General features: G+C 61.1%; 16 protein-coding genes. 5 read left to right on the top strand and 11 right to left on the bottom strand.

The genetic code is table 11. The annotated features are described in order from the left end of the window. Positions 1–14: 14 nt before the first annotated feature. The 3 genes from hutU to hutI are packed head-to-tail and all read right to left on the bottom strand — an operon-like array spanning position 15 to position 4,472. Entirely contained in the window at positions 15–1,688 is a 1,674-nt protein-coding gene (gene hutU, locus N2599_RS26845; RefSeq protein WP_027509643.1) for a urocanate hydratase, read from the bottom strand. Position 1,689: 1 nt separating this feature from the next. After that, positions 1,690–3,225, bottom strand: coding sequence for a histidine ammonia-lyase (hutH, locus tag N2599_RS26840; RefSeq protein ID WP_027509644.1), 1,536 nt, complete (start codon positions 3,223–3,225; stop codon positions 1,690–1,692). Further along, positions 3,222–4,472, bottom strand: a complete 1,251-nt coding sequence (gene hutI, locus N2599_RS26835; protein WP_027509645.1) for an imidazolonepropionase — start codon at positions 4,470–4,472, stop codon at positions 3,222–3,224. The genes hutH and hutI overlap by 4 nt, the downstream gene beginning before the upstream one ends. Before the next feature lie 119 nt (positions 4,473–4,591). Here hutI and N2599_RS26830 point away from each other — a divergent pair, with 119 nt between their 5' ends. From N2599_RS26830 to N2599_RS26820, 3 genes are all read left to right on the top strand, one after another. Beyond that, a complete protein-coding gene (locus tag N2599_RS26830; RefSeq protein ID WP_027509646.1) occupies positions 4,592–5,938 on the top strand; it encodes a formimidoylglutamate deiminase in 1,347 nt (448 codons plus the stop codon). A gap of 56 nt (positions 5,939–5,994) precedes the next feature. After that, entirely contained in the window at positions 5,995–6,708 is a 714-nt protein-coding gene (hutC, locus tag N2599_RS26825) for a histidine utilization transcriptional repressor HutC (protein WP_027509647.1), read from the top strand. Between the two features lie 78 nt (positions 6,709–6,786). Then, positions 6,787–7,905: an RHE_PE00001 family protein gene (locus N2599_RS26820; RefSeq protein WP_027509648.1), complete on the top strand. Its 1,119-nt coding sequence runs from the start codon at positions 6,787–6,789 to the stop codon at positions 7,903–7,905. Positions 7,906–8,031: 126 nt separating this feature from the next. Here the strand turns inward: N2599_RS26820 and N2599_RS26815 are convergent, their stop codons facing one another. From N2599_RS26815 to N2599_RS26805, 3 genes are read right to left on the bottom strand one after another with little or no spacing between them, the layout of a single operon-like run. Continuing rightward, entirely contained in the window at positions 8,032–8,748 is a 717-nt protein-coding gene (locus N2599_RS26815) for a Bax inhibitor-1/YccA family protein (protein WP_027509649.1), read from the bottom strand. A gap of 21 nt (positions 8,749–8,769) precedes the next feature. Then, the gene (locus tag N2599_RS26810; RefSeq protein ID WP_027509650.1) at positions 8,770–9,537 is read right to left on the bottom strand and encodes an anti-sigma factor family protein; all 768 of its coding nucleotides are present in this window, start codon (positions 9,535–9,537) and stop codon (positions 8,770–8,772) included. Then, positions 9,524–10,063 (bottom strand): sigma-70 family RNA polymerase sigma factor, encoded by a 540-nt coding sequence (locus N2599_RS26805; protein WP_027509651.1) that lies wholly within the window; start codon positions 10,061–10,063, stop codon positions 9,524–9,526. The genes N2599_RS26810 and N2599_RS26805 overlap by 14 nt, the downstream gene beginning before the upstream one ends. Positions 10,064–10,188: 125 nt before the next feature. Between N2599_RS26805 and N2599_RS26800 the strand changes: the two genes are divergently transcribed. Further along, on the top strand, positions 10,189–10,428 hold the full coding sequence (locus tag N2599_RS26800) for a type II toxin-antitoxin system VapB family antitoxin (protein WP_027509652.1): 240 nt from the start codon (positions 10,189–10,191) through the stop codon (positions 10,426–10,428). Then, on the top strand, positions 10,428–10,856 hold the full coding sequence (locus tag N2599_RS26795; RefSeq protein WP_027509653.1) for a type II toxin-antitoxin system VapC family toxin: 429 nt from the start codon (positions 10,428–10,430) through the stop codon (positions 10,854–10,856). Before N2599_RS26800 ends, N2599_RS26795 begins: the two co-directional genes overlap by 1 nt. Here the strand turns inward: N2599_RS26795 and cueR are convergent. From cueR to N2599_RS26770, 5 genes are all read right to left on the bottom strand, one after another. After that, positions 10,853–11,248 (bottom strand): Cu(I)-responsive transcriptional regulator, encoded by a 396-nt coding sequence (cueR, locus tag N2599_RS26790; protein ID WP_027509654.1) that lies wholly within the window; start codon positions 11,246–11,248, stop codon positions 10,853–10,855. The genes N2599_RS26795 and cueR overlap by 4 nt on opposite strands. Positions 11,249–11,260: 12 nt before the next feature. Next, positions 11,261–13,771 carry a heavy metal translocating P-type ATPase gene (locus tag N2599_RS26785; protein WP_027509655.1) on the bottom strand — a complete coding sequence of 837 codons (2,511 nt, stop codon included), beginning with the start codon at positions 13,769–13,771 and terminating at the stop codon, positions 11,261–11,263. Between the two features lie 62 nt (positions 13,772–13,833). Beyond that, positions 13,834–16,362 carry a malto-oligosyltrehalose synthase gene (gene treY, locus N2599_RS26780; protein ID WP_027509656.1) on the bottom strand — a complete coding sequence of 843 codons (2,529 nt, stop codon included), beginning with the start codon at positions 16,360–16,362 and terminating at the stop codon, positions 13,834–13,836. Positions 16,363–16,433: 71 nt separating this feature from the next. Then, positions 16,434–18,515, bottom strand: a complete 2,082-nt coding sequence (gene pbpC / locus N2599_RS26775) for a penicillin-binding protein 1C (RefSeq protein WP_027509657.1) — start codon at positions 18,513–18,515, stop codon at positions 16,434–16,436. Next, positions 18,515–23,983, bottom strand: coding sequence for an alpha-2-macroglobulin family protein (locus tag N2599_RS26770; protein WP_027509658.1), 5,469 nt, complete (start codon positions 23,981–23,983; stop codon positions 18,515–18,517). The genes pbpC and N2599_RS26770 overlap by 1 nt, the downstream gene beginning before the upstream one ends. Positions 23,984–24,142: the final 159 nt, after the last annotated feature.

Here is a 24,142-nt window from a genome sequence, read left to right as displayed (position 1 = left end):
GGACGTTGCTTGGTTCAATTTCCCAGAATCCCCGGCAGCCGCAAACCTTTCTCCTCAGCGCAGTCGACTGCAATGTCATAACCCGCGTCGGCATGACGCATGACGCCGGTTGCCGGGTCGTTCCAGAGCACGCGCTCGATGCGGCGGGCGGCGTCATCGGTCCCGTCGCAGCAGATCACCATGCCGGAATGCTGCGAGTAACCCATGCCGACGCCACCGCCGTGATGCAGCGAGACCCAGGTTGCGCCTGAGGCAGTGTTGAGAAGGGCGTTCAACAGCGGCCAGTCGGAGACGGCGTCGGAACCGTCTTTCATCGCTTCGGTCTCGCGGTTCGGCGATGCAACCGAGCCGGAGTCGAGGTGGTCGCGGCCGATGACGATCGGAGCCTTGAGTTCGCCGCTCTTCACCATTTCGTTGAAGGCAAGGCCCAGACGGTGCCGATCGCCCAGGCCGACCCAGCAGATGCGCGCCGGCAGGCCCTGGAAGGAGATGCGCTCGCGTGCCATGTCCAGCCAGTTGTGCAGGTGTTTGTTGTCCGGCAACAGTTCCTTCACCTTGGCGTCGGTCCTGTAGATATCCTCCGGATCGCCGGAGAGTGCTGCCCAGCGGAACGGGCCGATGCCGCGGCAGAAAAGCGGGCGGATATAGGCCGGCACGAAACCGGGGAAGGCAAAGGCGTTTTCGAGACCCTCGTCTTGGGCGACCTGGCGGATATTGTTGCCGTAGTCGAGCGTCGGAATGCCTGCATCCCAGAAGGCGATCATTGCTTCGACATGCTCGCGCATCGAGGCGCGGGCGGCCTTTTCGACCGCCTTCGGATCGGTTTCGCGCATCGCTTTCCATTGCGCGATCGTCCAGCCTTTCGGAAGATAGCCGTTAATCGGATCATGCGCAGAGGTCTGGTCGGTGACCATATCCGGACGGATGCCGCGACGAACCATTTCGGGCAGGATTTCAGCGGCGTTGCCGAGAAGGCCGACCGACTTGGCTTCGCCTGCCTTGGTCCAGCGGCCGATCATCTCGAGCGCCTCGTCCAGCGTTTCGGCCCTGGCATCGACATAGCGGGTGCGCAGGCGGAAATCGATTGAATCCGGATTGCACTCGACCGCAAGGCAGCAGGCGCCCGCCATAACGGCCGCCAGCGGCTGCGCGCCGCCCATGCCGCCAAGGCCGCCGGTCAAAATCCATTTACCCTTGAGGTTGCCACCATAATGCTGGCGGCCCGCCTCGACGAAGGTCTCGTAAGTGCCCTGCACGATGCCCTGCGTGCCGATATAGATCCACGAGCCGGCCGTCATCTGGCCGTACATCGCCAAGCCCTTCTTATCGAGCTCGTTGAAGTGGTCCCAGGTCGCCCAGTGCGGCACGAGGTTGGAATTGGCAATCAGAACGCGCGGCGCATCCTTATGCGTGCGGAAGACGCCGACCGGCTTTCCGGACTGCACCAGAAGCGTCTCTTCTTCGGTGAGCGTCTTCAAGGTCGCGACGATCCGGTCGAAATCGTCCCAGGTGCGGGCGGCGCGGCCGATGCCGCCATAGACGACGAGTTCGTTCGGATTTTCGGCCACGTCCGGATCGAGGTTGTTCATCAGCATGCGAAGCGGCGCTTCAGTCATCCAGCTCTTGGCATTGAGTTCCAGCCCTCGAGGTGAACGGATCTCGCGGATGTTGTGACGGGGATTGCTCATCTCAGATCTCCAGGGATGGAAGGATGTGTTCGGAAACGGACGTATTCAACGCGCCGGTTGCAACGAGTTCGCTAACGGCGCGTAGATCGTCCGCCATGTAGCGATCGACTTCCAGCGTCGGCACCACGTTGCGGATGACAGCGATCGCCTTTTGCAATTCAGGGCTGGTCGCAAGCGGCGCGCGCAATTCGACGCCTTGTGCGGCCGTCAGCGCCTCGATACCGACGATGCCGAAGAGATTTTCGGTCATCTGCAGCAGACGGCGCGCACCATGGCAGGCCATGGAAACATGGTCCTCCTGGTTTGCCGACGTCGGCGTCGAGTCGACGGAAGCCGGATGCGACATCTGTTTGTTTTCGGACATCAGCGCGGCAGAGGTGACTTCCGCGATCATCAGGCCGGAGTTGAGCCCCGGCTTCTTGGCGAGAAAGGCCGGAAGCCCGTAGGAGAGAGCCGGATCGACCAGAAGCGCGATACGACGCTGCGAAATTGCGCCGATCTCGCAGACCGCAAGCGCGATCTGATCGGCGGCGAAGGCGACCGGCTCGGCATGAAAATTGCCGCCGGAAACGACGGAGTTGTCGGAAAGCACCAGCGGATTGTCGGTCACTGCATTGGCTTCGATTTCGAGCGTGCGGGCAACAGAACGCAGGAGATCGAGACATGCACCGTCGACCTGCGGCTGGCAGCGGATGCAATAGGGATCCTGCACACGCTCGTCGCCTTCGACATGACTTTCACGAATGACAGAGCTTTCAAGTAGCGTCCGAAGTGCGGCTGCCGTATCGATCTGGCCGCGATGACCGCGCAGCGTATGGATATCCGGATGGAATGGTGCTGACGAACCCATCGCGGCATCGGTCGACATGGCACCGGTGATCAGGGCCGCCTGAGCGGCACGATGTGCGCGGAAGAGACCGGCGAGCGCGAGCGCGGTCGAGGTTTGCGTGCCATTGATCAGTGCAAGGCCTTCCTTTGCGGCGAGAACAACCGGCTTGAGGCCAGCCCGATTCAAGGCCTCCCCGCCTGGAAGGCGCTCACCTTTGAAGAGGGCTTCGGCCTCTCCCATCATCACCGCCGCCAGATGGGCAAGCGGCGCAAGATCGCCCGAGGCCCCGACGGAACCTTTTTCCGGAATAACCGGGATGACGCCCTTGTCGAGCATTCCCTCGATCAGCCGCACCAGCTCCAGCCGTACACCGGAAGCGCCGCGGCCAAGTGACACGAGCTTCAGCGCCATGACGAGGCGCACGACATTCTCCGGCAACGGTGCTCCGACGCCGCAGCAGTGCGAGAGGATGAGATTGCGCTGAAGTGTAGCGACATCGGCGCTGTCGATCTTGATCGAGGCGAGCTTTCCGAAGCCGGTATTGATGCCGTAGACGGGGGCGTTGCCGGCGGCGATCTCGGCGATGCGCGCTGCGGCCTTTTGAATTCCAGCGTCGAAGGTGGCATCGAGCTTTGCCGGTTCGCCGGTCCAGTAGATCGTTTCCAGCTGTTTCAGAAAAACGGAACCTGGATGGAGGATGATGGTCAACGGTCGATCCTTTCGCCCTTGAAGACACGCGCAAAAAGCGGGTTGAAGCCGATGCGATAGACAAGCTCGGCCGGGCTCTCGATATCCCAGATGGCAAGATCGGCCGATTTTCCGGCCTGGATCGTGCCGGTTTCGGCAAGAAGGCCGAGTGCGCGAGCGCCTTCACGTGTGGCGCCTGCGATACATTCCTCAACCGTCAAGCCAAACAGCGTCGCCGACATATTCATCGCCAGAAGCAGGGAGGTGAGGGGCGAGGTGCCTGGGTTGCAATCCGTCGCGACGGCGATCGGAACACCGGCGGCACGTAGCGCGTTTACCGGCGGCTTCTGCTTTTCGTTGATCGCGTAAAACGCGCCGGGCAGCAGCACCGCGACGGTTCCGGCTGCCGCCATGGCGACCACGCCGTCGTCATCGAGATATTCGAGATGATCCGCCGAAAGCGCACCATACTCGGCGGCAAGCTCGGCGCCGCCCAGATTGGATAGCTGCTCGGCATGCAGCTTGACGGGGAGGCCGAGCGCCTCGGCGCGATCAAAGACAAGGCCAATCTCTTCCGCAGAGAAGGCAATGCCTTCGCAGAAACCATCGACCGCATCGACAAGGCCTTTGCCATATGCCTCTTCGAGCGCGGGCAGCACGATGTCGGATATATAATCGCGGTTGCGGCCCTTGTATTCGGTGGGGGTCGCATGGGCACCGAGATAGCTCGTGTTGACGCGCACAGGCCGTGCATAGCCGAGCGCTCGGGCAGCCTCCAGCATCCTTACTTCGCCAGCGATGCAAAGACCGTAGCCCGACTTGATCTCGATCGTCGTCACGCCTTCGGAAAGCAGCGTATCGAGGCGGGGCAGTGAAGCTTGCACAAGGCCTTCGACGGAAAGCGCATTCGTCGCCCTGACCGAGGAGACGATGCCGCCGCCGGCGCGGGCAATCTCTTCATAGGATGCCCCCGCAAGCCGCATTTCGAATTCGCGCGCGCGGTTGCCACCGTGAACGATGTGGGTGTGGCAATCGATAAGCCCCGGCGTCACCCAGCGGCCTTCAAGGTCGACGATTTCGGCACGCTCTATGACCGAAACGGGCAGCTCGCCTTCCGGACCGGCATAGGAAATGCGGCCGTTATCGGTAACGATCGCGCCTTTTTCGACGGTGCCCAAGCCTGGCTTACCCGGATCGAGCGTCATGAGCCGGCCGTTGCGCCAGAGGCTCGGTCTCTGCTCCTTCGTAAAAAGATTGTTCCCGCTCATCAGCTTTACGCCTTTCCTTATGCCGAAACATGTATATACATATTAATCGGGTGACAAGTGGAAATTTGGGCGTTTCCATGGAAAAGAAAGATAGAAGGCTCACAGGAAGGGAAAAGGCGATGACGACACTTCATGCGGCGACCGCACTCTTGCCGGCGGGGTGGCGAAGCGACGTACGACTGTCGCTTGAAGGCGGCCGTATCGCGAAGATCGAGGCCGGCGCGAAGGCCGAGGCGAGCGACGAGCGCCACCACCTCCTTATTCCTGCGATGCCCAACCTGCACAGCCATGCCTTCCAGCGCGCCATGGCAGGCCTTGGCGAAGTCCGTGGCCCTGCAAATGACAGCTTCTGGAGCTGGCGCACGGTCATGTACAGATTCGCGCTTTCGATGACGCCGGAGCATGTGGAGGCGGTTGCCGCACAGCTTTACATGGAAATGCTTGAAGCCGGCTTTTCGCGTGTCGGTGAATTCCATTATCTGCATCATGACAAGGACGGCAGCCCCTACGCTAATATTGCGGAGCTGGCGGAACGCATCGGCGCCGCGAGCAAGACGGCAGGCATAAGCCTGACATTGCTGCCGGTCTTTTACGCGCATTCCGGGTTCGGCGGTGCAGCGCCCGTCGAGGGCCAGCGGCGCTTCATCAATTCGCTCGAGAGCTTCGGCAAATTGATGGAGCGGGCTCGCGCGGTCACGCAAAAGCTGGAAGGCGGAAAGCTTGGTATGGCACCTCACAGCCTGCGCGCCGTCACACCCGATGAGATGGCAACGCTCCTGCCGCTTGCAGAAGGCGGACCGATCCATATCCACGTCGCCGAACAGGTGAGAGAAGTGGACGATTGCATCGCATGGTCAGGCGCAAGACCCGTCGAGTGGCTTCTTGAGCATGCGCCCGTCGACCGCCGCTGGTGCCTTATCCATGCCACCCACATGACCGACGATGAAACCCGGCGCATGGCGAAAAGCGGTGCGATCGCCGGTCTCTGCCCGATCACCGAGGCCAATCTCGGCGACGGCACCTTTCAGGCGCCGCTTTTCCTCGAAGAGGGCGGACGATATGGCGTCGGGTCGGATTCGAATGTGCAGATCTCGCTTCCTGGAGAGCTCCGCCAGTTCGAATATTCCGAACGGCTGGCGCTTCGCGCCCGCAACGTAATTGCCAAGAGCGGCAGCTCGACGGGCCGTGCACTGCTGGACAATGCACTTGCGGGCGGCAGTGCGGCTCTCGATGCTGCAGGGGGTCTCGCTGAAGGTAACTATGCGGATATCGTCGCGCTCGATTGTGGCACAGTGCCTTATCTCACCGATGACCATATCCTCGACCACTGGATCTTTGCCGGCGGCGTCGCTGTCGATTGCGTCTGGGCCCTTGGGCGCAAACAGGTCGAAGCCGGCCGTCATCGGCAGCGCGAGGCGATCAATCGGCGTTTCCTCGCAGCAATGCACGAGCTGGTCGCAGCCTAAGTCTTTTCTTGCCGCTGCGTTCCAACTAGAGCAGCGGACCCGAAGCGGAGTGAGTTATGAACGGCAGCAAGGATGCGACCCTGCATCAGCGCATCTTGAGCGAGATCGAGGGCCGGATCGTCTCCGGCGAGTGGCAGCCTGGTTATCGCATCCCCTTTGAGGTCGATCTCGCCATGCAATATGGATGCTCACGAATGACCGTCAACAAAGTGCTGACGCAACTCGCAAAAGCCGGGCTGATCGAGCGCCGCAAGAAGTCCGGCAGCTTCGTCACCCAGCCGCAGGCACAGTCGGCCGTACTGGAAATCCACGACATCAAGGCGGAAGTTCAGTCGCTGAACTTGCCCTACTCCTATTCGGTCACGAAAAGTGTGAGCCGCAAAATAAAGGCCGAAGACAACCTCGATCTTCCGGCGGGCGGTCTCGTGAAAGAGATCGTTTGCGTCCATTTCGCGGGGACCCGGCCTTTCTGCCTGGAGCAGCGCCTGATCAATCTTAGTGCAGTCCCGGAAGCGGCCGATGCCGACTTCAGCGCGCTCGCCCCTGGCGCCTGGCTCTTAAAACAGGTTCCGTGGAGTGCGGCGGAGCACAAAATTTACGCGTTTGAGGCCGGTGCTGAGGAAGCAGCAGCGCTCGGCATCGCCCGTTCGACAGCCTGCCTCGTTATCGAGCGTCGCACCTGGAGCAGCGCCGGATCGGTTACGCATGTGCGCTTTACCTATCCCGGAGACCGCCATGCGCTCGTCGCGCGCTTCAGCCCGGCCTCCTGAGAATTCGCAGCACGTCTATTGCGAATCATGCTGCAAATAGCGGAAGTAAACGTTGAGATGACTTCCGGCCGATAAAAGATGCGCTACGAAATCGACAACGCAATGCTGAAGAGCCTGCTGCCTGCAATCGCGCTGGCGGAAGATATGCTGGCCAGGCTGGATGAGAGAGCAGCCCGTTCGCCTGTCGGCGACGGTTTTGCCGAACGCGGCCACTTTTTCGATGCCGCAAGCGCCCTCTGGGTTGCGGGAGAACTCGTACATGTCGAAGACCTGGTGCTGCATGATGCACATATGGACAGCCGGACGCCGAGCCACGAGCTGACGATTGCCCATGCTGTCCTGCGGGCGCGTCGCCGCATCTGGACGGCCGACCCCACTTGGGCGCTTAGTGCTGCCGGATTGAATGCGCTTGCCGGCGCCGGTCTGGAGGAAACCGCGCGCGCAACAGAAGTGAAGGGGGCGATAGCGCCGCCCGATGAAGCGGAGGAGGAAGCCGAAGCGCTGCTATCGGTGGAACTTGCCGAGATCGACGCCGTACTCGCCCGCTCTCAGCGATTACTGGATACCCATCTCGGCGGAGCTCCTGCGGTGGAAGAAAGGCCGAAGGAGACGCGCGCCGATCCGCTCGGCCTCTTCGGCGACGACGAATGGGACGAGGCCCAGCGCCTATCCGATTGGCGTGCGCTCATTCCGCTTGCCGACGAGTTGCCTCCTGCCTTGGCCGCCGCAGTGCTTTTCGAGGCCTGGGAGCGAACCGAGCCGGTCAGACGTCAGCACTGGCTGGGCGGCCTCCTTGTTTCGGGCTATCTGCGGTCCCGGGGTAAGGTCGCCTCGCATCTCTTTGCCTTCTATGCCGGTTTGAAGTCCATCCGCCACGAGAAGCGCCGCTCGCGCGATCGCCTGACTCGCTTGCTCGCTTTTCTGGACGCCATGACGGAGAGCGCTGCGACCGGGCTTAAGGAGATGGATCGCTTATCTCTTGCCCGCACCCAGATGGAACTGCGCTTCCGGGATCGCCGCTCAAACAGCAGTCTGCCGCAGCTTGCGGAATTCGTCCTTTCGCGCCCCATGGTATCCTCGGCGATGGTCGCCCGCCAATTGCAGGTCACGAGCCGGGGTGCCCTCAATCTGCTGAACGAGATCGGCATCCGCGAAATCACCGGCCGCGGACGTTACCGCGCCTGGGGCATTATCTGACACAAAAGAAAGACGGCCGGACATCAAGCCCGGCCGTCTTTTTAAGGTGAACGCCCGGCTCGCCATCCTGTCACAGATTGCAGACCGGGCGCTCTTGCGCTTCCTTTGCCCCCAGAAGCGCGGTCTTTATTCCCGCTCGCCGGTGAAGTTGAGCAGGAGCTGGAAGATGTTCACGAAGTTCAGGTAGAGCGAGAGCGCGCCAAAGACGGCAAGCTTCTGGTTCGATTCCTGATCGTGGTTTTCCGAAAACTGTTCCTTGATATTCTGCGTGTCCCAGGCGGTCAGGCCGACGAAGACGAGGATACCTATCACCGAGATGGCGAACTGCAGCGCGCTCGAACCCAGGAAGAGGTTGACGATGCTGGCAATGATGACGCCGATCAGGCCCATGATCAGGAACGAGCCGAAGCCGGAAAGATCACGCTTGGTCGCGTAGCCATAGAGGCTGGTCGCGCCGAACATCGTCGCGGCGATGAAGAACGTGCGCGCGATGCTCGTGCCAGTGAAGACGAGGAATACCGAGGCCAGCGATAGACCCATGACCGCGCAGAACGCCCAGAACGTCATTTGCGCGGCACTTGCCGACATCGTCTGGATGCGGAACGAGAAGAAGAAGACGAAGGCTAGCGGCGCCAGCATGACTACCCACTTCAGCGGCGACTGGAAGATCGGCACGTAAAGGGCCGGCGTGCTGCCGACGATGAAGGCGACGATCCCGGTGATGACGAGACCGAGACCCATGTAGTTATAAACGCGCAGCATGTGCTTGCGGAGGCCCTCATCGAAGAGAACCTGCGAGCTGGCGGCAGAGCCGTAGCCGTAACGCGGATTGTTCGGATTCATTTTGATCTCCTCTGGTTCAAACTAGTAGAGCGAACGGGCGAGCCCCTCGGCAGCCCGATCGAGTTCAAGATCCCTGTCGCTGGCGATCAGTGCATAGGCGACCTCGCCGATCTGCCAGTAAGCGGCCTCGGCATTGTCGAGCGCCAGATGGCTGACCGGCTGAACGGCAAAAGCGCCCGGCCGGACGGCAAAAAGCGAAAGCCGCTTGCCGTCCGGTTCCCGGATTGCCATTTCGACGCTCGGGCCGAATTCGGACCGAAAAATCTGGACATCGGAAACCTCCCACTCCTTCGGCAGTTCCGGCATCACGATCGCGGTATCCGCGCGAATCTCGTCAGGATTATATTTTGCAGCCGTCTGCGAAGGCATCGTTTCGCGAAGTTTGGCCGTCTGGTAGGCCTGCACCGCATCCTCGACATAGGGCGGAGCTGGAACGGACGCGACAACCTCCGTCGCCGTAAAGGCGCCAAAGGAGGTATGTGCCACCCAACCTGCCATCACGAGCACGCTGACGGCAGCGGCCCGCTGAACCGCATGCAAGATACGGCCGTAAGAGAGACCACGCTCCAGACGCCGTGCGGCATCCCGAGTCTCGATCCGGCCGAAGGCATTTTCGCCGGCAAGCGCCAGGCGCAGCTCGCCCTTCATGCTGAGATCGGCCATTACCTTTGCAGCAATCGCCGGGTTCTCGGAAAGATAGGATTCCACCTGAATGCGACGCGCCACGTCCAGCTCGCCATCCACATAGGCGTCGAGATCGGTATCGATGATCGGATCAACTGCTTTCATTGCCGTTCCTTCCGATTAACCTCAGGTGCGAGGCGCGGGGCGTTGCTGCCTCGAATTCGCGAAGCTGCGCGCGGGCGCGTGAAACCCGCGACATCAGCGTTCCGACCGGGATGCCGAGCGAGGCTGCAGCTTCCTGATAGGAAAGATCCTCGATCGCAACGAGATGCAGTGCCTCGCGCTGTTCTTCCGGCAGGTCGAAGAAAGCGTCACGGACCTGCTGAAGACGCACCGCATGTTCCTGTCCCGCCGGCAGCGACGAGTCCGTCTCAAGAGCCGCTTCATCGTGCCGGCGCGCTACGGACCGGTTCTGACGAACCCGATCGATATGGGCGTTGTGCAAAATGGAAAGCAGCCAGGTGCGCAGGTTGCCGGCACGCCGGAAGCTCTGCCGCTTCTCGAAGGCGCGCACGAGCGCATCATGCACAAGGTCTTCAGCGTCATCCGAATTGCGCACCAGCGCACGCGCATAGCGCCTGAGCGCCGCGAGCTGCCCGATGACGTCGAAGGGCCGTTCTTTCCGTTCCATGGTTGAGTATACGATTGCCGATGATGTTTTATTCCTGCTTTTTTCAAAATATTTAAGCTGATGAAGTTCTTGCTTCTGATCTGTGTAGACGCTATCTATAAATTGTCTACACAGGAGCGTGCGCCATGCCTCTCAATATAAGAAGCGAGACTGTGAACCAGCTGGCTGAACAGCTGGCTGCGAAGAAGCGCATCAACAAGACCGAGGCCGTGCGGCTCGCGCTTGAAAACGAGCTTCGCCGCACAGACGAAAAGCTGCCTTTTCGTGAGCGGTTAAGGCCGCTGCAAGAAAAGATCGCATCCTACAGAGATAGCGACGTCGTTCTCGATAAGAAATTCTTCGACGATCTCAGCGGCGAATACTGATGTTCGTCGACGCGTCGGTCATCATCGCGCTGCTCTTGCAGGAGCAGAAATGGGACAGTTTTGCGAGAGCCCTCGATGAGGTTCCTCGAGGTGAGCTTGTCACTTCCGTCCTTGCCGTATGGGAGGCGGCAGCCGCTATCTATCGCAAGAAACAGATTCCGATGGCTGAAGCCGAGGCAAAGGTCCAGGAGTTTCTGCGGCTTGCAGAGATTGCAGTCGTATCGATAACGCTTACTGAAAATACCATTGCCCTAAGCGCCTTCGAAAAATATGGACGCCATCGTTATCCGGATGCTAGTCGCAACAGTGCGCTCAATCTGGCAGATTGCTTTCACTATGCGGCGGCAAAGGCGGGCAAGATGCCGATCCTAACGAAGGACGCCGGTTTTACGCTGACCGATCTCAAAACAATTGGCCCTGATTTCTAGACGTTTTTGCCATCCGACAACTCCTCCAGTATCGGGCAGTCTGGCCGGTCGTTGCCGTGGCAGGCATGCACAAGATGCTCCAGCGTGCGCCGCAATTCCAACATCTCCCGGATCTTCCGGTCGATCTCATGGAGCTTGCCTTGTGCGATCTCCTTCACGTCGGCGCTTGCCCGGCTTTTGTCCTCGTAAAGCGCCAGCAGTTGCCGGCATTCCTCGACAGAAAAGCCGAGCCCGCGGGAACGCTGGAGGAAACGCAACTTGTGAACATCGGTGGCCTCATAGTCGCGATAGCCATTTCCGCCCCTTCCGGGGCGGATCAAACCGATATCCTCGTAGTAGCGGATGGTCTTGGGTGGCAGACCGGAGCGGTCCGATGCTTCGCCGATGTTCATTCTTTTGTCCTTTCAGAGTTTCTGGAGCCTCAGCCTCAGCGCGTTGCCGATGACGGAGACAGACGATAGGCTCATGGCCGCTGCCGCAATCATCGGCGAAAGCAGCAGGCCGAAGACCGGGTAGAGCACGCCTGCGGCGACCGGCACACCGAGAGCATTGTAGCCGAAAGCGAAGCCGAGATTCTGGCGGATGTTGCGCATCGTCGCCTCCGCCAGCCGCCGGGCGCGCACGATCCCGTTGAGGTCACCCTTCACCAAGGTAATGCCGGCACTTTCCATCGCCACATCCGCCCCCGTTCCCATGGCGATGCCGACATCTGCGGCGGCAAGTGCCGGAGCGTCGTTCACGCCGTCGCCGGCCATTGCAACGACCGCACCCTTTGCATGCAGTTCGTCGATCAGCGCCTTCTTGTCTTCCGGCAAAACGTCGGCGCGCACCTCATCGATCCCGAGACTTTTTGCGACGGCGTTTGCCGTGCGCTCATTGTCGCCAGTCGCCATGATGATGCGCAGCCCGCTTTCGTGCAGCGCGCGGATCGCCTCAGCGGTCGTCGCCTTGATCCGGTCGGCAACCGCAACGAAACCCGCAAGACTGCCGTCGATGACGACGAACATCACGGTCTTGCCCTCGTCGCGCAGGGCGCGGGTCTTTTCGGCAAGCGGCGCGGTATCAATGCCGAGATCGTTCATCATCGCGGCATTGCCGAGCGCTACGGCAGTGTTGTCCACATCGCCTTTCACGCCTTTGCCGGTGATAGCCTCGAAGCCCGTGACATCAATCGGCTTGATCTTGCGCTCTTCCGCACCGGCGACAATTGCCTCGGCAAGCGGATGTTCTGACCCGCGTTCCAGACTTGCCGCCAATAGGAGCAACTTCTTTTCATCTGTGCCGCCAACCGGGACGACGTCCGTAAGGCGGGGCTTGCCTTCCGTCAAAGTGCCGGTCTTATCGACGATCAGCGTATCGACCTTCGAAAAACGTTCCAGCGCTTCGGCATCCTTGATCAGCACGCCCTCCTGCGCGCCACGCCCGGTGGCGATCATGATCGACATCGGGGTTGCAAGGCCAAGTGCGCAGGGGCAAGCGATGATGAGCACGGCAACCGCGGCAAGCAGGCCATGTGCCATCGGCGGCACCGGCCCGAAAATTGCCCAGGCGATGAAGGCGACGATCGCCGTTACAACAACGGCAGGCACGAAGAAGGCCGAAACCCGGTCAACCGCGGCCTGGATCGGCGCCCGCGACCGCTGTGCCTTGGCGACCATGTCAACGATGCGCGACAAGGTTGTTTCCGCACCTACGCGCTCTGCCGTCATCACGAAAGTGCCGTTCCGGTTGATCGTCCCGCCGGTGACGGCATCGCCCTTCGTCTTTTCGACCGGTAGCGGTTCGCCGGTAATCATGGATTCATCGATGGTCGATTGCCCATCGATGACCGACCCGTCGACTGGAACGCGTTCGCCTGGCCGCACCCGCAGCAGGTCGCCGCTCGCGATCTCGTCCACCTCGATATCCGTTTCGCTGCCGTCTGCATCGATGCGGCGTGCCGTCTTCGGCGCAAGGTCGAGCAAGGCCCGTATGGCCGAGCCCGTCCGCTCGCGCGCCTTCAATTCCAGCACCTGGCCGACGAAGACGAGCGCCACGATTACGGACGCCGCCTCGAAATAGACGGGCGCAGTCTCGCCATGCCCCCGGAAGCTCATGGGGAAAAGGCCGGGCGCAAGCACAGCGACCACGCTGTAGACATAAGCGGTGCCCACGCCGAGGCCAATCAGCGTCCACATGTTCGGGCTGCGGTTGAGGAATGAGTTCCAAGCCCGGCGAAAGAAGGGCAGGGCAGCCCAAAGCACGACAGGGGTTGCGAGCAAAAGTTCGATCCAGCTTGCCAGTGGCTCGCCGATCGCATCGCGCAACGGCAGTCCGATCATCGGACCCATGCCGAGAACGAGTAGCGGAATGGCCAAAGCGGCGCTTATCCAGAGCCTCCGCGTGAAATCGGCAAGCTCCGGGTTCGGGCCCTCGTCTGCCGGCGGAACACCCATCGGTTCCAACGCCATGCCGCATTTCGGGCAGTCGCCCGGATGATCGCTGACGACTTCCGGATGCATCGGGCAGGTATATTGCGTACCCTTCGGCATAGGCTTTTGTGCCAGCCGTTTTCCGTGGCGATAGGTTTCCGGATCGGCCTCGAACTTTGCCTTGCATCCCGCCGAGCAGAAGTAGAATTTCTCGCCGTTGTACTTCAGGAAATGCAGCGCGGTCGCGCGATCGACGGACATGCCGCAAACCGGATCCTTGGCCGTGAGATAATCCTGCGGATTGGCTTCGAATTTCTTACGGCAACCGTCGGAGCAGAAATGATAGGTGTGGCCCTGGTAATTGTGAGTCGGCTTGTCCGCATCCGGATCTACCATCATGCCGCAGACGGGATCGCGGGCAAATATGGCCCCGCCAGTGTCGGCGCTACCGTGCCCGCAGGAACAACTGCTGGTGCCGTGATGGTGGTGATCGTGCGTATTCATAGGCTTCTCCTTTGTCCCGACGGGCAGTGGATAGGCTTATGCACCTTCCAGCAACTGGAAGGTCAAGTGATAATTTCATGCTCTTCGATATCGGCCTCCCAAGGCTCGATGAGAGCCACAGGCTGGCTGCCGAGTAGCGCCGAAAGCGACAGCTCGCCTCCCGGCTCGAGCATCCTACCGGTCAAGAGATCGCAGCGGAGGCCATCGAAGGAGGCAGGCACCTGGATCATCGTATCGTTCCAGAATTCCGGCCCGGCGAACAGAACGCCTGGATCCAGCCAGCCGAGCATCAACCGTGGAACGACGGTCATCGCGTAGGTTCCGTTCAACTCTCGCGCAAAGGCAACGACATGATCCTTGCGGCTGCCGGACACCTTAAGCGGAACGTAGGCGCCTTTCGCAAAAAGCTCCGGTTGCCGCTTTCGAAAATGAAGGCCGATTTCGACGATGCGCTGTTTCAGCGCAGGCACAGTCAGACTTACGACCGGCACTCCTTCCAAGAGGCTGGCAGACAAGGCCGTCATGTCGACAGGCCTGCGGTTGTCAGGGTCGACGAGGCTTAAATCGAAAAGCTCCGCGCCCTGATAAATATCGGGAATGCCGGGTGCTGTCAGCTTTATCAGCGTCTGCGACAGGCTGTTCAGATAGCCGGCCTCGATGAACGGCCGCATCACCGTTCCGAAATCCTCGTGAAAGGCGAGGTTGGTCGATGAAAGCAACGCTGTTGCATAAGCTCTAACCGCCGCCTCGTATCCGGCATGAGGCTCATCCCAGCTCGTGCCGTGCTTTGCTTCACGGATCGCCTTTTCCGCATAAGCGGTGAAGCGTCCTGTCAGCGCTTCAGCCTCTCCATTTGAGAAATCCTCCGGCCAGATCCCGGTAAGCGCCTGATAGAGCATCCATTCGACGTTCGGTTCAGGCGTCAAGCCGCTCGGCAATTCGACCAGATGGTCGCGGTTCATCTCGCGCCAACGCTCCACCGCCTGCACCCAGACATCTGCTCCTTCGCTCAAGGTATAGAGCCTTGCGCGGGCATCCTCGCCGCGCTTGGTATCGTGTGTCGATGTCGCTGAAAGCCCGTGCGGCATAAACCGCGCGCGCTTAAGCATCAGTGTATGGAAAGTCTCGACGCCGCCCGGCGTCATAGCCGGATCGCCGCCGACTTCGTTTAGGCCAAGTAACCGATTGTAGCGATAAAAGAACGTGTCCTCCATTGCCTTTGCCATGACAGGTCCGCTCAACTGCTGGAAGCGGCGGCGGAATTCTTTCGCGTCTGCTCCCCGTACCTCACCTTTCAAGAGCCTTGCCACGACGTCGATCGCCCGCTGGTCGGCAAGCTTTTCTGCCGCGCTGGAAACGACCCTGCCGAGCACGTCCCCATCCCGCGTGTCAAGCCGACCTTTGCTGCCATAGATGCGATAGACGGGAAAGGCGATCAACAACTCGCGGATAGCTGCCGCAATCCCGGCGCGCTCAAGGTCGGGATAAAGGCCATCGACGATCTTCACCAGCCGCGTCGTCTCGCCTTCGAAGTTGCGTTCCACCATCAATTGCTTGGCTGCGCGAAGACCGGCTGCAATATCGGCCATGTCCGGGGCGATATTCGCATAGGCGGTGCCAAGCTGTTGCAGGCCACCGCCGTCGATGAAGAGATGGCCAAGCGCCGAAATGAACTCGTAGCCGGTGGTCCCGGCGATCGGCCAGCTTGCGGGTAGTTTTTCGTCGCGACCGAGGATTTTCTCGACGACGATATAGGTTTCCGGTCCTGCTTCGGCGCGGAGTCTTTGCAGGTAGTGCTTCGGATCTGCCAAGCCGTCGATATGGTCGAGCCGCAAACCTTGCACCTGCCCGGAGCGCACAAGTTCGAGGATGAGCCGGTGGCTATCTTCGAAAACCTGCTCGTCCTCGACGCGCAGACCGACCAGCTCCGTCACCTCGAAAAAACGCCGATAGCTCAGATGTCTTGCCGCCTCTTTCCAATGGATCAATCGCCAGTGCTGGGCCTCGTGCAGGCGAGCGATCAGCTCTTTGTCGTTCGAAAGCCACGCCGGCTCATCTGCGCTTGCTGGAACAAGCTCGGCGCTGCCGGGGTTCAACGGCAAAAGCATGTCGCAATAGCCAAGCACCAGTTCGCCATTTTCCGGATCGCGCTCAAGCCGCAGCTCGCCATCCGACAGGGTGTCTTCGAACGGCTTGCCGAGGATGGGCAGGGTCAGCCGTTCGCTCCAGTCGATATCGAAATATCGTGCATAGGGGCTTTCCTGCCCAAGCTTCAGCACGCTCCGCCACCAGGGGCTTTCCGTCGAGGCGGCCATATGGTTGGGCACGATATCGAGGATGAGGCCGAGCCCGGCGTCTTTCAAAGCACTGCTCAACCGGTTAAAACCCGCCCGTCCGCCGATTGCCGGATCGATCTTATTGGCGTCAGTCACGTCATAGCCATGCGTCGAACCCGTCGTCGCGGCGAAGATCGGCGAAGCGTAGAGATGGCTGATGCCAAGCGCTTTGAAATACGGCACACATTCGATCGCCCGGTCGAACGTCATGCCGTTGCGGAATTGAATGCGGTATGTCGATGTCGGAAGCGTCATGTCGCCCGCTCTTCGGAGGGAGACGGCCCGAAACGGTGACATCGGGCGCTTTGTTCCCCCAATTCCAAGGTTTAGTCGATGAAGACGCCGACGCTCGCCGCACGCCCCATCGCATCGATCACCGTCAGTTTCGAATAACCAGCGCCATCCGGCATCCACTGGTTGATGCGGCGGCGGGAAAGATCGGGCAGCGGCTTGCCGTTTGCAAGCCAGCGGAACGGCGCCCGGCCGCCCTGCAGTTTCAACATCAATGGCGAGAGGTCACCACTCTTTGCCCCGAGATCGACATGCGCACCTTCCGGCGGATAGACGATCTGTGGTGCCTGTTCGCGGCTGGAGGTGGAAAGCAACCCGCTGGCATTTATCGAGAAACGCCGCTGGCTCACCGGCAGATCGGACTGGGCGACGCGTACTGCTCCGGAGGGTGGGCGCGACAGAGGCGTGTTCGCTATGCCCGACTTTGCAAAAGCCTCAAACAGGATGGGGGCTGCCGTGCCGTAACCGGTCAATCCCGGCACCGCGCCATTGTCCGGCCTTCCGACCCAGACACCTAGCACATAACGCCCGTCGTAGCCGATCGACCATGCGTCGCGGTAGCCGTAGCTGGTCCCCGTCTTGTAGGCGATGCCGCGTTGCGGAGCGCCTGTGGGTGGGACGACGCCGGAAAGGATATCCGAAACGTTCCAGACGGCGACCGGCTCCAGCAACGGTTCGCCATCGATCTTGCCGGGCGCACCCGTCACGCCGTCGCCGATCCGAACCGGTTCGCCCTTGTTGGCAAGCGCCGTATAGAGCTGCACAAGGTCTTTCAATGTGATGCCGACGCCCCCGAGCCCGATCGCCAGTCCCGGCGTTTCGTTCGGTGGCAGGGTGGGACGGACGCCGGCGCGACGGAAGCGCACCAGAAGCCGCGCCGGATTGACGGCGTCAAGCAGCCTGACGGCCGGCACGTTCAACGAAAGCTGCAATGCCTCACGGACCGTCACGTCGCCTTGATAGCGCATGTCGAAATTGCGCGGCCGGTAACCGAAGAAATCCGCCGGTCGGTCCTCGATGATCGTTTCCTGGCTCACCAGCCCCTGCTCGAAAGCAAGGCCGTAAATGAAGGGTTTCAGGGTCGAGCCGGGCGAACGGCTGACCCGCGTCATGTCGATCCAGCCGGAGCGGCTGGCATCGAAATAGTCCACTGAACCAACTTCGCCAACAATGTCGCCGCTGCGCGCATCGGCCATCACGATCGCCAGCGAAAGCTTCGGGCCAAGCTTCATGGCGGCATTCTTTGCCGTTGCTTCGAGCCCTTCCTGCACCTGCTTCTTGAGCGTCGTTCGATGCTCGCGCTCCTTCGGTTTTCTGCGAAGCGCTGCTTCGGCAACGTGTGCTGCAAGGGCCGGAAGCTGCATGCGCGCTGCCGGAACGAGTGTCGCCTCGGCGCGGTCGGCCTCTCCCTCGCCGATGGCGTCGGCTACGGCGGCGCGCTCCAGAACGCGTTTTCGCGCGGCTTCCGCCGCCGCCAGGTTCCTGTCGGGACGGCGCCGCTCGGGAAGCTGAGGGAGGGCAACGAGGAGGGCAGCCTGCGCCACCGTCAGCCGCTTCGGCTCTTTGCCGAAATAGGCAAGGCTTGCGGCGCGCACGCCTTCCAGATTGCCGCCGTAGGGCGCATGCGTCAGATAGAGATCAAGGATCTCTTCCTTCGAAAGCCGCCGCTCGATCTGGACGGCACGTACCATTTGCAGGAATTTCGCCGAAAGCGAACGTCCCGCGCGCGGTTCTATCAGCCGTGCCACCTGCATGGAAAGCGTCGAGGCGCCGGAAACGATGCGGCCGTTGGTGATCAGCTGCAGGCCCGCACGCCCGATTGCCAGCGGATCGATGCCGTGATGGTCGTAGAAGCGCCGGTCCTCATAGGCGATCAGCATGCGCGTGAATTGCGGGTCGACGTCTGCGACCGTCGTTTTCAGACGCCAGCGGCCTTCCGGCGTCGCAAAGGCCCGCAGCAGCTGACCATCGGCATCCAGCACTTCGGCCGACACCGCACCGGTCTTGTCAAGCGGCGGCGGAAAAGCACTGTCGGCGGTGTCGAGCGCGAAGAAAACTGCACCGGCAAGAAGGATACCGGCCGTAGTTCCAATCGTGACCTTGTGCCAGAGCCGCATTATCGTGCTGCGACAACCTCCATCTTGCCGGTCGCCGTGCGAGCCGAATATTCGGGACGATACATGTCCTCCACGGTCGCCGCCGGGTGATCATAAACGCCTGGGGCGACAGCCCGCACGACATAGGCGACGTTGATGTCACGATTGTCGTCCGACGTCCGGTTGAAGGCCGCAACAAAGCGGTCGTCGCGGAACTCTGTATGAGCCGCCGTCTGTTCGCCGATCCAGTCGAAATTAGTGAGTTGCGCGCTGTCGACCAGGCTCGGATTGTCGATCTGGAGGCCGGCCGGCAGCAGATCGGTCATGACAATACGCGACGGCCAGGCGTTGGTTTCGGTCACGTGCAGCACCACCACGTAGCGCTCGTTCTGCCGCGCTTCGCTGATATTCGCCGGCTCGCCATCAAGCGTGTAATAGCTGCGCTCGATGGCAAAACCGTTGCCGCCGGCAGGCAGCGGCGTGACGGGTGCTGCAACGGTCGTCACGACCGCCGATACCGGATCGGCCATGGCGCTCGTCAGCGTCAGCGGATTGTTCATCAGCGCGTCGCCGCTCATCTTCGCCATGTAGGCACCCGTGTGCAGCGCACCGTTGACGTCCACCTTCAGCGAATCATCGCCGCTCAGGATCGCGCGCGCCGCAAGCAGCGTCCAGGCCTGCTCCTGCGTGCTCGTCCACTTGCTGCGATCCCATTCCTTGCCGACGGCCTTTGCCAGTTCTGGAATGACCGGCGGGACAGGGCGGCTTTCGGCGGCAAGTGCCAGAATGGCTGCGCCGTCGCGCAGGATCGAGCCGTAGTCGGTACGCGAAAGATTGACGCGATGAACCATTGAATCCTCGGTCATCTGCAGCGCATCGACAAAGATATTCTTCGAGCGGGTCGCATCTCCGTAAAGGGCAAGTGCCGCGGCGATATGCGCCTTGGCAAGTGGCGTCGGGAAGTCGTTGATCATCGTATCGGCGTAGTAGCGCAGATCGCTGATCGAGGCTTTCCTGTTGCGGGCAAGAACATAGATTGCATAAGCAATTTCATCGCCCTGCGTCTTGACGTTAACGTCATAGCTTAACGCGTTCTGGAGGTTCTCGAGCGCCTGCACCAGCGCACGATCCGGCACGTCGTACTTCTCTTCACGCGCCCGCGTCAGGAAATCCGTGACATAGGAATCGAGCCAAAGGTCGCCCGAATCCGGTCCCCAAAGGCCGAAGCTGCCTGCCGATGCCTGATAGGACAGTACGCGAAAGATCGCATCCTGCACGCGCTTCTTGACGTCTGCATCGTCTTCGAGGCCGTTCTGTTTCGAAAGCTCGCTGAGATAAAGAAGCGGCAGCGCGCGGCTGGTCGTCTGTTCGGCGCAGCCGAAAGGATAACGGTCGAGCGACATCAGCAGTGCGGGAATGTCGAAGGCGGCCGAACGGGTGACGTTGACGCTGACCGAGGCGCCCGGAAGCACGCTGTTTGCCAGAAGTTCCTTGTCAATCTTCAGTTTCGCCCCCGGTTTCAGGGCGATGACGCGCCGTTCGGTCACGGGCAGTGACGATGGGCGGACCGGTACGTCAACCGTCTGATCGAGCGACAGTCCAGCAGCATCCGAGAGGTTGATCGAAACAGCGCCGTTGCCGGGCTGCTTGCCGATCACAGATAGCGTGAAATCGGATTTCGCACCGGCATCCAGATGGATCGTCCGGGAAGCTGCAGCTTCCTCGATGCCGACGGCCTCGTTGCCGGTCAGCTGCAGTTTGAAATCGCCGGCCGGCGCATCGGTATTGGCAATGTCGAGGCGCAGTTCCGCCTTGTCGCCAGGCGCCAGGAACTTCGGCAGGCTGGCGGTGACGACCACCGGATCGCGGATGACGACGTCCTTGACGCCGTGGCCCACCCCGTCCTTCGACCAGGCAACGGCCATGACACGCGCCGTGCCGTTGAATTGCGGAATGTCGAAGCTGACGTTCGCCTTGCCGGCGGCGTCAAGTTTCATCGGACCGGAGAAGAAGGCGACGAGTTTTTGCGTCGGCGGGCTGCCCTGCAGCGCCACCGCGCCGCCGTCGCCGCCGGTTCTAAGCTTGCCGGTCGCGCCGAGCGAACCATCAATCAGGCGGCCATAGAGATCGCGGATTTCAAGACCGAGCTGGCGCTGGCCGAAATACCACTCCTCGGGATTGGGCGCCTCGTAGCGCGTCAGATTGAGAATGCCGACATCTACGGCGGCAACCGTGACGTAAGCGTCCTCATCGGCGCCAGCCCCCGTCACCGCAAGACTGATGTTCAGCGGTGCGCGCGGCAGCATCTTTTCCGGTGCATCGAGCTTTACCTGCAGCGCACGCTGCTCGGGATCGACCTTCAGCCATTTGATGCCGATCGAGCGCATCGGCATGTGGCTGTCCTGGGCGTCGCCCGGGCGGAAGAGCGTTGCTGTCACATAGGCGCCAGCGCCCCATTCGGCGGTGACCGGGACCTCGACTTCGCCCCCGGTCTCGCCGATCGTTGCATTCTGCACGGCGACGAGATTTTCCGTCCCGGCAGTCACCATCAGCTCTCCGCCATAACGGGAAGAAACCTTCAGCTTCGCCGTCTCACCGACCTTATAACTTTCTTTGTCAAGCGCGATTTCAAGCCCGTCCGGCGTTTCAGTCGAGACAGCCTCCACCATCCAGCCGGCATCGAATTCGATGCTTGATACCGGACCATCCGCGTCCGGGCTTTCTACTTCAAGGCGGTAGCGGCCCCAGCCTACCTGGGACGCTATCTTGCCGCCGTCCAAGCCGGCATCAACCGTGCCGCTCGCAACCTGGCGTGCGTGGAAGGCGGATTCGTATTTCCATGCCGTGCCTTCCCGATACCATTGGTATTCGCGCTCAAGGAGCGAAAGCTTCCAGCGCAGCCCCTTCATTTCTTGCTTCCGGCCGTCTGCGGAGACGCCGATCACGTTGAAGCCGGCGATCGAGTTCTCGGCTGCATCGCCCGAAAACTCAGGCTTGATGCCGATCATCGGTCCCTCGCTTTTGACCGGGATCACCAGTGAGCGCTCCAGCGCCCGGCCACCCGTTTCCTGCATGCGGATGTAGACCGTCGCGTTCAGCAATTGCGTGGTCGCGGGAAGGTCGCCGACCGTGAGATCGGTCGTGGCTTGGCCGTTCTCGTCCAGTTCCGGCAGGCCTTCGATCGCCTGGCGGCTTTCCTCGTTCGCCTCCTCGTCAGAAAGACCAAAGACGTAACCCGAAAAAGCCTGGCTTTCGCGCGTCGGCTTGATGACGACGTCGCCTTCGAGCGTCAGGCCGGCCGCCGGTGCGCCATAGAGATACCGGCCGCTGATAGCGATCGTTGCCGGCGTGTCGGGACCGATTTCCTTGGCTTCGGTCTTCAGCTCCATGTCGGTGCGATCGGGAGCGAAATCGTCGACGAGGAAGGTTCTTGTGCCGATCGGCGATCCTTTGGGATCGGTATGGACGTTCATCGTCCAGCTGCCGCGCATGGCGCTTTCCTGGATCGGAAGGTCGATCACATAGCCGCCAGCGTCGCTGCTTTGCCTGACGATGCGCCGGTCCTCGACGCCATCAGGGCGCATGAAGATGAAGGTCAGCGGCAGCTTCTCGATCGCCTTGCCATCCGTATCGCGGGCAAGGGCGGAGGCATGCACCGTTTCTCCCACCCGATAGATTCCGCGCTCGGTCCAGGTCATAACATCAATCGCACCGGGCGAGGCCCGTCCCGTCACGCCGCGGTCGGACAGATCGAATCCAGCGCGTGTCATGTCGAGGAAGACGTAGTCGGACGCTCCGTTCCTGGCCCCCAAGACGGCGGGTGTGAGTGCTGCCGTGCCGCGCAGCAGGCCGGCGGTGAAGATGGCTCGGCCGTTTTCATCCGTCGTCGCGGTGCCCAGAACCTCGTTGTTCTTGGCAAGCAGTTGCAGCTCGACGCCGGCGATCGGCTTGGCAGAAGCGAGCGAGCGCGTAAACACGTTGAGCCCGTCGGTTCCGGCATAGGTGGTAACACCGATATCGGAAACGACGAACCACTGCGTCGCCTTGGCATCCCATTCATTGTCCGGCGTATTGGTAGGAGAGGCGATCAGCACATAGATGCCGGGCTTGCGCTCGGGCAAGGCTTCATCGACGGGGAAGCTGGTGACGACATCCTTGTTGAGGTCGTTGGCGATCCCGATCGAACCTTGCCAAACGAGCTCGCCGCTTTCGTCCTGAATGCGCTGCGCACTATAACCATCGAGCTGCGTCAGGAATTGGGAACTGGTGAGAAGCGGCGCGATGCCGCGATCGCCAATGCGGTAGAGCTTGAGGTCGGCCGCTTCGATGTTGACGCTGACCAATGGAATGCCGCGGCGCGCCGACGAAGGCAGTACGAAACTGTCGCCAGTAAACCGCACGACCTTGCTGCGGTCCTTGACGTAAATATCTAGGCTGACGGGTGCCTCCAGCACTTCATCGACGGACGAGGGCAGGCCAGTGCGGAAACTAATCTTGTAGCTCTCGCCGTGAACCAGGCCCTCGACGCAGATCTGCTTATCCTTGGCTTCGAGCGCCTTGGGCGCTTGTCCGTTCAGCGTCACAAACGGTGCATAGTCGACCGTCTTGACGAGCGATTCTGAGAAAGTCACGCAGGCCCGCGGCGTTGCGCTGTCGGCATCGATATTGTGTTCGGTAATGCGGAAGCCCTGTTCCGACTTGAGCTTGAGATAGGCGGCCTGGACTTCCCTGGAGCTCGCCAGCGCAAGGCTTGCCTTATAGGCGTTGAGGGCCACGCGGAAATTGGAGTTCTTGGCAAGCGAGGCCGCAAGCACGGCAAGAGCGTCGGCACGCTTCGAGGTCGTGCGCGTCAGTTCATAGGCGTTCAACGCATCGAGAACAGCCTGGCCGAAGGCCTGGCTGCCGGTGCCGCCGAGCGAATTTGCGGCGCGGGCTGTTTCCAGCCAGAGATCGGCATCGTCCGGCGTCAGCGCCAGCGCACGGTGAAACGCATCGATCGCACTTGCGAGGTTGTTGGCGGTGAGATCAAGGCGCGCCGTCGCTGTCAGACTGTCGAGGGTCTGGCCCGGCTGAGTATCGGTAAGCGCCAGATTGGCCTTGAAGTCGCGCGCTTGTTGGATGACGTCTTCAGATAGAAAGCTGAGACGAGGGGCCGCACCGATATCGGGCTCCCGCGGCCCTGCCGTCGTTTCGACGATCCGGCCGGCAATCGCGCCGGGAAAGGCGTTCATGGTCTTGAAGTCGGACTTCAGGAAACACCATTTCACCTTTGGGTTATAGGTGAAGGCCTTGCAGCTCTTGTCGCCGATGCAGGACGTCTTGCATTGCTCAAGGGAAACATTCTGTTCCGTCCGCAGATCAAAGCCGAAGAAGTCGGCGTCCTTGATCGTCTGAATATCGCGCTTCGTCTCCGCAGCTGTTGCGGGAAGGCTGGCCGCGATGGCGGAAAGGGCAATAGCGGCGATTGCGAAAAACGAGCGTACAGACATAGGTTCCCCCCGGTCGCTGGCGCTGGATTGGGGCACTCTCCAGCGGCCGCGAAGTCTTGTCAATACAACTTCAAATTTATGGGGTTATGTCCCAAATGCCACAAATGGCGAATTTGGGAGGGACGAGCCCCTAGAGCCTCCTTGTGGCCTCAAAGCGGA

The organism is Rhizobium sullae, assembly GCF_025200715.1.
GTDB lineage: Bacteria > Pseudomonadota > Alphaproteobacteria > Rhizobiales > Rhizobiaceae > Rhizobium > Rhizobium sullae.
Note: the sequence above shows the minus strand (reverse complement) of the source record. Positions and strands in the feature narration are given on the sequence as shown.